Genomic DNA, 13,235 nt, shown 5'->3' with positions numbered 1-13,235 from the left:
TTTTTTATGGGCGCAATATGGCAACCGCAACCAAAATAAAAGGCCGCAAAGGTGGCAGCTCTTCATCCCGCACGCCCGTAGAACAGCCAGATGATCTTCAATCCATCGCAAAGGCGAAACTGCTTATCGCTTTGGGCGAGGGGGAATTTGGCGGCGGACTGACTGGGCAATCAATTTTTCTGGATGGAACGCCGCTGCTTAACAGTGACGGATCGAGTAATTTCAGCGGGGTGGCGTGGGAGTTCCGCGCCGGGACGCAGGCGCAATCCTATATTCAGGGGTTGCCGGGTACTGAGAACGAAATCAGCGTGGGCACTGAGGTTAAAAGTACCGTTGCCTGGACGCATACTTTTACTAATACCCAGCTTTCCGCTATTCGTCTGCGCCTGAAATGGCCGTCACTCTTCAAGCAAGAAGACGATGGGGATCTGGTTGGGTATTCGATCAATTACTCCATTGAACTGCAGACCGACGGCGGAGCATTTCAGACGATAATCAACACAGCGGTTACTGGCAAAACTACGTCAGGATACGAGCGCAGCCATCGCATTGACCTCCCGCCGGCAGGCACCACCTGGACAATTCGTCTGCGCAAGATTACGGCAGATGCGAACAGTGCCAAGATTGGCGATGCAATGACGATCCAGAGCTACACGGAAGTCATTGATGCAAAACTGAGGTATCCGAACACCGCGCTGCTGTATATCGAATTTGATTCCAGCCAGTTCAATGGTTCAATCCCTCAGATTTCATGTGAGCCACAGGGCCGCGTCATTCGCGTGCCGGATACCTATGACCCGGTAACACGCACTTACAGCGGCACATGGACCGGTGCTTTTAAATGGGCATGGTCAGATAACCCCGCTTGGGTTTTCTATGACCTTGTCGTCACTGATCGGTTTGGTCTGGGCAATCGTCTCACCGCGGCGAACATCGACAAATGGGAACTTTACCAGGTAGCGCAATATTGCGATCAGATGGTTCCGGACGGCAAAGGCGGGAACGGCACAGAGCCGCGTTATATCTGTAATGTTTACGTACAAAGCCGAAACGACGCCTATACGGTTTTGAGAGACTTTGCGGCGATCTTCCGCGGCATGACGTACTGGGGCGGGAATCAGATTGTTGCCCTGGCAGACATGCCGCGCGATATCGATTACAGCTACACCCGCGCAAACGTCATCGATGGTCAGTTCAGTTACTCGAGCAGCACAACCAAGACCCGATACACAACGGCATTGGTGTCATGGTCTGATCCGGACAATGCCTATGCTGACGCTATGGAGCCCGTTTTTGAACAAGACCTGGTTACACGTTACGGCTTTAACCAGTTAGAACTGACGGCTATTGGATGTACCCGTCAGTCAGAGGCAAACAGGAAGGGGCGCTGGGGTATTCTGACGAATAACAAAGACCGGGTGATTACCTTCTCGGTCGGGCTGGATGGCATGATCCCACAGCCGGGTTACATCATTGCTGTTGCTGACGAAATTCTGTCGGGAAAAGTGAACGGTGGCCGCATAAGTTCGGTGAACGGTCGCGCGATTACTTTGGACCGCGTGCCGGATGCTGTTGCTGGTGGCCGGCTGATTTTAAACCTTCCATCAGGTGCAGCTCAGTCACGCACAATTCAGTCGGTGTCGGGGAAGGTTGTCACTGTCACCACCGCCTACAGTGAAACACCGGAATCTGAAAGCGTATGGGTGGTTGAGTCAGACGAACTATATGCACAGCAATACCGAGTACTCAGCGTGGCTGACAACAACGACAACACATTCACCATTTCCGCGGCGTATCACGACCCTGATAAATATGCGCGCATCGATACCGGTGCCATTATCGACGAACGCCCGATCAGTGTTATCCCGCCGGGCAACCAGTCTGCTCCAGCCAATATTCAGATCGGCTCTTATTCTGTGGTCAATCAGGGGATCAGCGTTCAGACCATGCGGGCTACGTGGGACGCAACGAAGAACGCTATCGCCTATGAGGCACAGTGGCGCCGTAATGACGGGAACTGGGTAAACGTACCGCGCAGCTCTGCCACGTCGTTTGAAGTGCCTGGCATTTATGCTGGCAGTTATATGGTGCGTGTGCGTGCGATTAATGCGGTCGAAGTGTCATCTCCATGGGGATACTCCGATTTGACCACGCTTAACGGCAAGGTGGGTAATCCCGGAACACCAATAAACTTGGTCGCCAGCGATAATGTCGTGTGGAATATCGATATTACATGGGGATTCCCTGCAGGCAGCGGCGATACAGCCTATACCGAGCTGCAGCAAGCAACCACGGCTGACCATCAAAACCCAACGCTGCTGGCCACCATTCCCTATCCGGGGTCTGCATATCAGCATGGCCCGATGCCGGCAGGTATAAGGCGCTGGTACAGGGCAAGATTGGTTGACAGAATTGGCAACGTGGGGGACTGGACGGAATATGTCGCCGGTGCGAGTAATGTTGATGCCAACGACCTAATTCATGACACGTTGGAAAAATATCTCGAAACACAGGACGGTAAAGCACTTTTAGAGCCGCTGATTACCGATCCCCAACTTCTGGCTGAAAGCATCCTTGCTAATTATGACAGCGTGGATCAGCAGTGGAAAAACTACGGTGAAAACCGTGCGGGGATTATTGAAGCAACAAAAATAGCTACCGATGCGAACAGCTCTATCGCTCAGCTCGAAACGGATGTGGCGGCTAAATTTGGTGAGCAGGAAGCGGTTATCCAGGAGAAATTCACGGCGTATGCCGATGCCAGCGGACCATCTGCAATCTGGACGATGAAGATGGGGCTTAACTACAATGGCACGAAGTACGATGCGGGTATTTCCGTTGCAGCGATAGTGAATGGCACAGAAGTAGAGACCCGGTTTGCCGTAAATGCCAACCAGTTTGTTGTCATTAGCGGCAGCGGGAACAATCTTTATTCGCCATTTATTATCAAAGATGGACAGGTGCTTATTAGCCAGGCATTCATCGGAAATGCATGGATAACGAACGCCATGATTGGGGAATACATAGAATCCAATACTTACATTCCGGGTCAGGCGGGATGGCACATCGATAAAAATGGTACCTCAGAGTTCTCCGGGGTTACTGTGCGTGGGAAGATTTATGCCAGCGAAGGCGAGCTGAATAATGTACTGATTAATGAGAACTGCGAAATTCTGGGTACGCTCAATGCTAACAGGATAGTAGGTGACCTTTCTGACTTTTCAATCGGCAGGACTTTTAACGTTGGTTCATTCAGTTTAGGTGGAAATCAGACTTCCTCTGAATACAATATCTGTGGGATCGCTCAGACTTCTTTTGAACGTAAAATTGCGTTAACCAGTGCGAACGGTAATGGTATATTTTACATTAATATTTCATTAGGTGGTCCCGGATTAGTATATATGGATTGGGTTGTGGCAGGTAATGTTGTCGCTACTGAAACACTTTCCACAGGGCAAAATCAAGTTATTGGATCGCGACAAGTTGTTTCTCCTTCTGGAAATGGAAATACAATAATTGGCATAAGATTTAGAAATACTTCGTCCTCACCTGCAAATATAAATATAGTAGGAAACCAGACTATTAATATTTTTGCAAACCGTAACGCAAATATCATAAATTAACCCTATTACCCGCTAAGTATACTGTTCAAATTTAAGCAGACAGTTTATTAGGCGGGTTTTTTATGCCCGGAGAAAATCATGCCAGCAGGCACTATTGATTTAACCAACGGTTCTAATAAAGTCAGCGGTAGCGGAACCAGCTTCAGTGCGGAGCTAAAAGCCGGTGATTTTATGTACGTTAACGTGGGTGGCGCTCCCTATACTATTGTCGCTTCCGCTGTAGTATCAGATATTGAAATCACTCTTACCGAAGCGTTTACCGGCCCCTCATCAACCGGACTGTCCTGGAATTCTGTGCCAGCTTTGCTTCAGATGGCTATTACGCAGAAAGTGATCAACGACTTCGCGCAGGTTGCCCGCGGACGTATTCTCGATTTTGAGAACTGGCAGGGGATTTACAGTGATGAACCGTCAGTTACCGTTACGCGCCCCGATCGTACTCAGTTTACCGGTCCAAGCTGGGGGCATATTGCAAAGGTGGTTGGCGCGGTTGAAGACCCACTGAAAAACCTGGTGCCTCTTAGCCGGCAGTATATGACAGTAGCCTCTGCTCAGGCCGATATCGCGAATATCCCGGAAGGCAGTGCAACATATGTGCGCAGCCAGGACGACAACTCACTTGCCGATGAGTACATCAACAATGGCGGCACGCTGGTCGCGACAGGCCGGAAAATGCCGTCTCAGTATTCAATTGATGGCAGGGTGTATTTATCTGACGGGAGTGACCTTACCAAGGTCACCGCTGCTGGTAAAACAGTTCTCATGCAGGATGAGCTTGGGAGGTTATACCTGGCGGGAATGGAATCTTCAGTACAGGAAGTTTTAGACAGAACGGATGAAACGAACAATAGCTCGGTCCATCTTAACCGGGATTCCGCAGGAAATGTGGTGTTGCTTCAGGATGAAAATGGACAGTTGTATGCTCCCGGGTTGAATGGCTCTGTGCAGGATGCATTTGCCAGAATACACAGGAAAATAAACAACAATCGTTCACCCTATCTTAACGTCATGCCGGATTCTATGGAGGCTGTATGGCAAAGGGTTGATGAGTTTGGTCATCTTTATTTGCCGGGTATGCCGTCCGGGTTACAGACTCAGCTAAACAGAAATACAGAGCGCCTGCGTGAGCTGGCTAACAACCGCCAGGTTTACGATGCCCGTGATTTTGGACTGCGCAGCGAACAGGGTGATCGAAACGAATACATCATAAATGGTGCTATTAACGCTGCTGCACGAAATGGTGGTGGCGTGGTTTACATACCACCCGGTAACTGGGGGCTGCTGAACTACATAACCCCACGGCCAGGGGTGAGCATTATCGGTGCGGGAACCGGGGCTACGATTTTACGCCCGCGAGGCTCCTATGCTGCAATTCAGAGATTGCCGGATGACGATAGTTATCTTTCTGATTGTGTGTTCCAGGATTTTGCCATCGACGGGAGTGAGCAGATCCTAATCGGAGGTACGACGTATGACAGCCGAATAAAAGGATTTTATTTCTTCTTCTTTAAGCGTTGTTTCTTCAACAGGCTTCTTATTCAGAATACCGGCGCAACCGGATTGGGCGTTGACTACGCCTACGATTCGGTCATGACTAATATCACGACAGAGAATTGCGGACGACTGGCGCCGGCAGGACAAGCCGGGGCGTCCGGGATTGGTATTGGTACAGGCGGGAGCCTTGATGAACCACTGTATATCGGCGGGACTTTCAACCGGAATAACAGGAATTTTGGCATTTTTGGCGAGTGGGCCCGCCGGGAAAACTCGAAAAATCATAGCCGGTACAGTATCTACGTCAACAATGTCTGTACCGGAAATGGCATGGCTGGGATTGGTGACTGTGGTCTTGACGGTCTGGTATGTATCGGCAATGACCTGACCAATAATGCCGGATACGGATTCTTACAGGATACCGGGACTATGGATGTTGTTGATGGCAGACCTGCACCGGGTTCTCGTGGGATTCTGATGGCTAACAATATCAGTCGAAATGGCAAGTCGGGCATTGGTTATGAGGGTTCTGTTGTTGCCGGAAGCGGGTACCATTATAAGGACAACATAATAAATGATAACGCTGAATTCGGAATCGAAATAACGGCTGGTTCACTTGAATATAACGACGTATGGATATTCGGGAATGAGATGGCCAGAAATGGTCGGGATGGCCTTCGTCTGGCGAGCGGTACCATGAAAAACGTCGATATTGAACACAACCGTATTTTTAACAACGGGCAGGATACTCCGAATGGCGGCGGATCAGGACTGGTCATAAACGGCAATATTACGGGCGGATCCATAACCAGTAATAAATTACGTGACAATCAGGACACCAGAACTCAGGACTATGGTTTATGCGGCAATGGTAACTTGGTCGATGTTGATATTGATGGAAATCATTATGTCGGTTTTAAAACGGCTGCTGAAAACCTTACGGGTACAAAAACTAATGTGACCTATGGTCGTAACCCAGGAAAAGAATAAGGAACTAACATGGCTCTTGAACTGAAAAGTAACTCAGAATATAAAGGCGACCCGTCACAGTTACCAGGGGCAAATGCTCCTATGCCAGATAATGCCTCGCTCTATTTAGATTTTAAAAATGGGCTTTATTTAGCCAGAAACATCACTACCGGCAAACTTTTCAGAAGTACGCTGATAAGCGGAATCATTAATTTTGCTCGCGCTTCGCAAAAATCCGTTGTCGGTCCTTACGGTATTCTTCAGAACGTAGCTAATAATGAGGCAGCTTTCGTTTATGATCCGGTAACGCGCAAACGTCTTGGCGTTACGTTACATAACTCAACGTCCAATAAGGCAATTTACAGCGAAGATTTCACGCAATCAGCCTGGGCGAAAACCGGGGTCGCGGTAGATGCTGCAGCGGCGATCTCTCCGGATGGTAATACGTCAGCGACGCTGGTTACAGAAGGAACCGGTAACACTATTCACACGCTTGAGGAAGTGAATGCAACGGCGACAGCAGTAAATAGCTACCATACCTACAGTATTTATGTGAAGAAGGGGGCCGCCCGGTTTGTGCAGTTATATGCGCTGCCTGCTACTTCGGGAAATACTTTCGCTAACTTCGATCTGGAGAAAGGAATTGTTGCCAGAGCTTCATCTGCGGTGCAACAAGCTGGTATTGAGGCAGGACCGAATGGATACTGGCGGATCAGCATTACAATCCGTATTTATGCTGCTTACACTGCAGGTGGAGCCGGGATGGCATTCATCAATGATGGAGTGAATGCCGGGCTTATGCCAGCCTACGCCGGTACTGGTAAGACAGTGTATGTCTGGGGGGCTCAACTGGAAGTCCGTGAAGCAGCCACGTCTTATGTGTCAACGTCGGGCGCATCCGGAACACGCGCCGCTGATACCATGAATGCTAATAATTCAGTGACAGGATTCATGTCTGCTGATGCAGGAACAGTTTACGTTGAAGCCGTGATGCCCGGTGTTAACCAGTCTCCTCTTGGTGCGCTGGAGCTTGGCAACGGGTTCTTTGGTGTTGAATCCACTGATACTAGTGCGAATTATATCGCTTTTTATCAGAAGAACCTGGCAAGCCAGAACGGCGTGATTTCGGCCTCCTCATACAATGCCGGAGCCAATACCAGTCTGGATACGAAAAAGGGTGTAGCTGGCGCAGGACGTAGTTATCGGGGATTTCTGTCGTATGACGCTATGACGATGCTAACGTATGATGAATACGGGTTAACACAAGTCGCCGCCTCGGTTGCATCAGCCCTTTTTGGCCGCATATGCGTAGGAAGGGGGCGAAGCACAGATAAAAATCCGGATGCACTATGGTTTAACGGTACGATCCAGAAAATTGTTTACTATCCGGCCAGGCTAACTGAAAAGGAGATGGCTGACATCTACGACGCAGGCGTTTAGTTACTGTATAACATGCATCAAAAGAAGCACGTCCCACTTCTCTACAAATATGCTGAATACAAACACGTTTGCTCTGAGTAGGTCGTGCCTCTTCAATCCGCCCACAAACCCATGCTGGTTCTGTACCTATCTTTCTATGTATCAATAGGTATCCACTTACGATAGCGGTTCTTGGAAGTTAGTCGTTACTTCTAATTATTTGAAAATCAATGCATATAAAATATGAAATCCAAATGGCTTCACTGCGACTGGTACCTGTGATAGGCGTAAGGATAGAGCGGTCTTTAAGCAGCTAATTTTGATAGTAAATAAAATGCTTGCGTAAACAAGTAGTAAACATGAATATAAAACTACATGAAATGTAAACTAATGTAATTTTGTGTTTTTTTACGCTGAGTAAGGGGCTGCTTCTGTGAAATATATTAAGGAACTAGAGGGGCTACGTGGACTGATGGCCTTATGGGTAGTTGCTGGACATGCTTTGGCAAGTCTACCTATGCTATCAAGTAAGATACCTGCCAACCTCCTAAATACACAAGCTGTTGACGTATTCATAATGCTTAGTGGATTTGTTATTTTCTTTATGTTGGATAACAAACCTCAGAGCTATGGTAAATATATAACTCAACGATTCTTTAGAATTTTTCCAATATATTTAGTCGCGCTGATTGTTTCTTTCATAATGCTTGACTTTACTACCAGTGTTTTAACTCATGCCCTCACAGCACCCGCAACAAACGGCAGGCTTGAGCTAATCGATCAGTTTAATAAATCACCATCACTGCATGCATTTTTCCATTTATTATTAATTCAGGGTGCGGTACCTGTATCAATACTTAAGGATTCTTCATTTACTATACTGGGTCAGGCTTGGAGTGTGTCAGTAGAATGGCAGTTTTATATCATCGCGCCATTATTATTTGCATTGATGAATAAAATAACCAATAAGAAGAATTGTTTTGCATTGTTTATTATTCTTGCTTTTATGATTGGGTATGGAAAAATAACTGACAAAGGGTTTTATGGAAATAACCTTTTTGCATTCTCAATAGGGTATATAACATTTTATTTTTATAAGAATATATATCCATCAATTGACATTAATCAATTAAAAGCAGGCTCTGCAATTGTTATATTCTTGTCGATCGTTTTGCTTGAGAAGGATGCATTGCCAGTAATAATATGGGTGGTATCATTCTACGCTGTTCTCAAAAAAGATATGTGCGGGAAATTATCCTTCATCGGTAAGATACTTGATTGGAAGCCAGTGCTTTATATAGGGAGAATATCATACTCTATATATATGGTGCATATGGCAATAGTTTTTTATATCCTTAGTTTACTATCCGGATTTAATGAGTTGCCTTTATATATTTATGTGGCATTTCCATTTGGGTGTATTGTGGTTAGCATTGCTATTTCATCAGTGACTTACAAGTACATAGAAAAGCCAATGATGTCACTTGGGAAAAGAATAACATCAAACAAATCAATTCCTGAAGATATTGGAAAGGTTGCTTAGTTATTCCTTTTGACAGGAAAATTTGGAAATTAATTATCTCATATGCTGCCCGAAACAAACCGGGCACTCCATGCATATATGAAAATTTATCTATATTTCATTTTCTTACGACATTCATTGCAATCTCTGGATCAGCCGGATATGGAAACGTTGATCGAGGGCGGCGATTTGGAAGGCGAAGATACAATCATTGCCGGCGTTGTCACCCATATCATCAATGATGCTGGTAACCAGGTGTTTGACGATACACCGTGCATTTGAGACGAAAAAAAACCTCCGTTGGTGACGGAGGTTCTCTCAACAGAAGGAGCCGCGTATCTTTTACGTATCCTTTTCTGTCCAGATGGTGTCAGTGTTGAGTCCTAATGTTACTCATAAATTACTGGTTTATATGAGTTTGTCCCTTCACTGTCCTATCTAAATTGGTGGAGCTGGGGGGATTTGAACCCACCAGCCAATAGCGAACATTCCTCATAAATTTCTTTCCTTACCGATCAACAGCCGACATAAACAAAAAAGCCTTCGCGAACGAAGGCTAGTGAATTACCACCAAATTTAGTTTAGGAACAGGAGTGTTACTCCTTTGTTGAGGATAGCTCATGAAGTAGATTTGGCTTAAGTAAATGTAGTTTGTAGTTAAAAAAAACCCGCGTTAACGGCGGGTTATCAGAAGATAGGCACTCATAGCGCCTTGGCAGGCTTGCTGCTCTTGTGTCAGCTATTCTTATTTTAGATGAATTTTGAATAAAGTTTATAAGCGGTAGATACTTTACAAAAAATCTCCGGTTAACATGACTAATATCATTTTTTTGTTAGTCGGAGTTACTATGCAAGGTGTTGATTCTGCCTATCAAGAGGCATGCAGGATGATTGGTGAATGTTACCTAATGCTGTCAGAGGGTGATGAGGGCGTTAGCCGATACCGAATTGTTACGTGGCTTGAGCGAGTCCAGGAAGAGGCTGTTGATTCGAACAGTAAACAAAATGACGTATTGCAACTTGCAATACAATGTCTAAAAAAGTGGTAATTTTCAGGAAAGCAGAATCCACGGATAAGGTGGGCTATTCAAGGATAGATATACTACTCGCCTTGTCAGGCTTGCTGATCTTGTGTCAACTGATTTGAGAATAGTCTAGTGAGCTTTAATTGCCAAGTTACAGGCACAAATTTTACATCTTCTGACAGCCCGGACTTATGAAGCAGGAGTTTCTAACCACAACGATCTGCTTTGCAGCTTTTGAGACAATGTAATCGTTATATTTACCTGCAGCAAATAAAAGGACAATCAAGAACCACCAACGATATTTCATTTGCACTCCATTGCAGAGTCATTGATACGGATGTTATTTAGGCACAAAAAACTCGGCTCGGAGGCCGGGTTACCTAGTGAAGCTCGGAGGAAGCATCAAGACTCATGTCAATCAAGACTTGAACAGGAGCAGGATCTACATCAGCTAAAGACTTAACGACGATTCCAAGCTCTTTGCATCGATTAAAAACGCCTTTATCGTGCGTCCACACTTCGTCAACGCTGAGGGCTTTCGCTATAGCTATTATCTGTCGATCAAATTTTATCTTGTTAGCCGTATCACCTTTTAACATCATTTTTAATTCTTTTAGTGAAGGCATTTGAGCACATTCGATAGCTGCTATCTCATCAAAACTAGCAATTTCAAAACATGACTGTCGCTGAATCAGATTAAGGTGGTTCTGATGATCTTTTTTGTCGATACCGACCAGATACTCAGCTAAAACAGGGGTGGGGATTATAATAGCGCCCCGGCTGTTTTCAACCATATCGATTAAGGCCTCGACTCTTCTGTCCGGATCAGCAACTTCAATTCCTGTCTCAGGATCAGAAAGTGTGCACCCATCTCGCATTCCCGTGATGGCCTGCACTAAGATGTTTGTATCGAATATTATTCGCAATTTAGCGCCCTTAAAGCTTTTAAGATGGCTTGTGCGTCATCTTCTTCTTTCCATTGATTACCAGAGGAATTCTGTAATGCTTTTAAAGCAGTCTTCAAGTTAGATTTTTCAAGGACTTCGAAAGACTCAATTATTAATTTTTTAAGTTTCCACTTTCCGTCTTTCTTTATCCATTCACTGTTGCCAGAAACTCTTACTTGTTTGAAAAGATGTATAGCGAGCTTAGCGGCCATGGCGGGGGTAGCTTCGCAATGAAATGTTTCGCCGTTAGCGCCTTCAAGCTTGACTGGGGCTGAGTCATCCTTGCCACCTACATTATAAAGTTTCCCTTGAACCTTACCTTTTTTCGTAACGATCAGCGTGGATTCTTCTTTTGCGGATGGAAACTCTAAAATAGTTACTTTGTCCTGATTGAGTATTCGGGCTTCAAAGCCGTCCTGCGAAAGAAGAGAAACCAATCTAAGGTAAGCCGTTCCGGATGTAGTGGCTTGCGAAATAGATCGCTGAACTACAGCGTTATATGAGGTTGTGCTATCAACCCAAGTATTTAGGCAAGCCGACCCTTCGCTCACATCTTTGAAGTGAACGGCATCTACCGAACCATAAAGATCCGATAGAGCTGAAAGATACTTTCCGAGACGATGCATTGAAAGCTCGCCTGGGCTAGTTCCATCAAGTTTTAAGGTCAGGCGGTTTTCTTTGCCCATGGGTTTATCACAACCTCAATTTTTAAAACGCATAATACTACTTCATTGTTGTTCAAGTGATATCTGTCGTCAATGCATGTGCTGAGTATAGGTTAGAGATTATAGCCACAGCTTTTCTTCAGAACCCTGCAAGACATACTAAGCTTCATTACTTGGAACACCAATACTGTTGATATATCAGGGATTGAAGATTCTCATGATACTTTCTATGGCTGGAACCAGTCATCTGCGCTTTCCCACGTCTCCTGAAGCATCATGTCAATCACTTCCCGATCGTGAGGCGAACCGCCCGGTAACGACATCCCATCACTGCCAGCTCTGCGAACGCTGAACGTGGCGCCTGGGTAATTCCTTTCAAGCCTTTTATCAAACTCAACTTCGAAAGCCTCGACCGCGCCGATGGGCAGCTGCTTGGTTTTGTCGATCAGCAGTTCAATATGCATAAATCCCCCTTACTCCACAGCGAGCCAGTTACCGGCATCCTCAAACATATCTTCCACTATTACGGCCAGACTGCCTTCTGCGCCTTGCTGGCGTCCGTATTGATGCTGCTGAGCGTCACCATTGGCTTCACCTTCACGTCAGCATCAGGGAAGGTGCCATGTACACGTTTGGTCAGTTCAGCAAGGATCAGAGCATTGGCGTTTGGTACACCGGCCATATTTCTTTTGTCGTAAATCAGCTCAACAAACATAAATCACCGCACACACATTAAACTGGATATGCATACAGTAATATTTGTTTTGTTAAAATAAAACCCTTCTGCAAAACTAAATTTATTCTTTGTAAATTCATGCAGTTACAAACACAATTTTTGCAAGTAAAGGCATGCTGAAATGGCGGTATTTTCTTTTTTATTCAATGGTTTAAATTATTTACTTAGCTCTGCGACTTCGGTATGGGTATCACTGCGGGTGCCGCGTATGCCTCATCTGACCGTACAAACGATCAGACGACTTCTGCAGGCGAGAATTTTGCAGGAGGGGATAAAGCTGATGTCTGGACTGTGGGTACAAAATATGACGCAAACAATGTCTATCTCGCTACGATGTATTCCGAAACGCGTAATATGACAATGTTTGGTGAGAGTGGTGTTGCAAACAAAACGCAGAACTTCGAAGTAACCGCACAATATCAATTTGATTTTGGATTACGTCCTGAAGTGTCTTACCTGCAATCTAAAGGTAAGGATTTGACTGCAGACGGCAGTAATACTTCTGATAACAACGATAAAGATTTGGTTAAATATGTTTCTGTTGGTGCGAGTTATTACTTCAACAAAAATATGTCCACCTACGTTGATTACAAAATTAACCTGCTGGACAACGATGATAATTTCTACGAAACCAACAAAATCTCTACCGATGATATCGTGGGCGTAGGCTTACAATATCAGTTCTAATCTCCGAAACTTCTCATAAAAGAATCTGAGTACCAAAACCCATCTCCGGATGGGTTTTTTTGTGCCCTAAATCGTGGCTTTCTGTGCGTTTAAGAGGTGTCTGCCTTCAATAATGCAACAGTGTTTGTTATATTATTGACCAGATCAC

Annotated in this window: 7 protein-coding genes and 2 pseudogenes; 5 read left to right on the top strand and 4 right to left on the bottom strand. The window is 45.5% G+C overall.

Translation table 11 applies throughout. The annotated features are described in order from the left end of the window. The first annotated feature begins 17 nt into the window (after positions 1 to 17). The 4 genes from LC431_RS07770 to LC431_RS07755 all read left to right on the top strand — a co-directional run bounded on the left by LC431_RS07770 (position 18) and on the right by LC431_RS07755 (position 9,048). A complete protein-coding gene (locus tag LC431_RS07770) occupies positions 18 to 3,623 on the top strand; it encodes a DUF1983 domain-containing protein (RefSeq protein WP_223509593.1) in 3,606 nt (1,201 codons plus the stop codon). 78 nt (positions 3,624 to 3,701) lie between these two features. Further along, positions 3,702 to 6,107, top strand: a complete 2,406-nt coding sequence (locus tag LC431_RS07765; RefSeq protein ID WP_223509591.1) for a right-handed parallel beta-helix repeat-containing protein — start codon at positions 3,702 to 3,704, stop codon at positions 6,105 to 6,107. A gap of 9 nt (positions 6,108 to 6,116) precedes the next feature. Then, a complete protein-coding gene (locus tag LC431_RS07760; RefSeq protein WP_223509590.1) occupies positions 6,117 to 7,526 on the top strand; it encodes a hypothetical protein in 1,410 nt (469 codons plus the stop codon). A 412-nt stretch (positions 7,527 to 7,938) separates the two neighbouring features. Further along, positions 7,939 to 9,048 carry an acyltransferase gene (locus LC431_RS07755; RefSeq protein WP_223509589.1) on the top strand — a complete coding sequence of 370 codons (1,110 nt, stop codon included), beginning with the start codon at positions 7,939 to 7,941 and terminating at the stop codon, positions 9,046 to 9,048. Between the two features lie 1,384 nt (positions 9,049 to 10,432). Here LC431_RS07755 and LC431_RS07750 read toward each other — a convergent pair. The 4 genes and pseudogenes from LC431_RS07750 to LC431_RS07735 form a co-directional block, all read right to left on the bottom strand. Next, complete coding sequence (locus LC431_RS07750) at positions 10,433 to 10,978, bottom strand: type II toxin-antitoxin system VapC family toxin (protein ID WP_121019924.1); 546 nt, start codon at positions 10,976 to 10,978, stop codon at positions 10,433 to 10,435. Continuing rightward, positions 10,969 to 11,685 carry a hypothetical protein gene (locus LC431_RS07745; RefSeq protein ID WP_223509588.1) on the bottom strand — a complete coding sequence of 239 codons (717 nt, stop codon included), beginning with the start codon at positions 11,683 to 11,685 and terminating at the stop codon, positions 10,969 to 10,971. Before LC431_RS07745 ends, LC431_RS07750 begins: the two co-directional genes overlap by 10 nt. Positions 11,686 to 11,891: 206 nt before the next feature. Then, entirely contained in the window at positions 11,892 to 12,128 is a 237-nt protein-coding gene (locus tag LC431_RS07740; RefSeq protein WP_121019922.1) for a DinI family protein, read from the bottom strand. Positions 12,129 to 12,137: 9 nt separating this feature from the next. After that, positions 12,138 to 12,379, bottom strand: a pseudogene (locus tag LC431_RS07735) (DinI-like family protein). A 195-nt stretch (positions 12,380 to 12,574) separates the two neighbouring features. Here LC431_RS07735 and LC431_RS07730 point away from each other — a divergent pair. Continuing rightward, a pseudogene (locus LC431_RS07730) lies at positions 12,575 to 13,087 on the top strand (porin); the annotation flags it as partial. Between the last annotated feature and the right edge of the window lie 148 nt (positions 13,088 to 13,235).

Origin of the sequence: Rahnella sp. GSA61A (genome assembly GCF_019969905.1) — a bacterium.
Classification (GTDB): domain Bacteria; phylum Pseudomonadota; class Gammaproteobacteria; order Enterobacterales; family Enterobacteriaceae; genus Rahnella; species Rahnella aceris.
The sequence above is the reverse complement of the archived record's forward strand: the minus strand, read 5'-3'. Positions and strand labels throughout refer to the sequence as shown.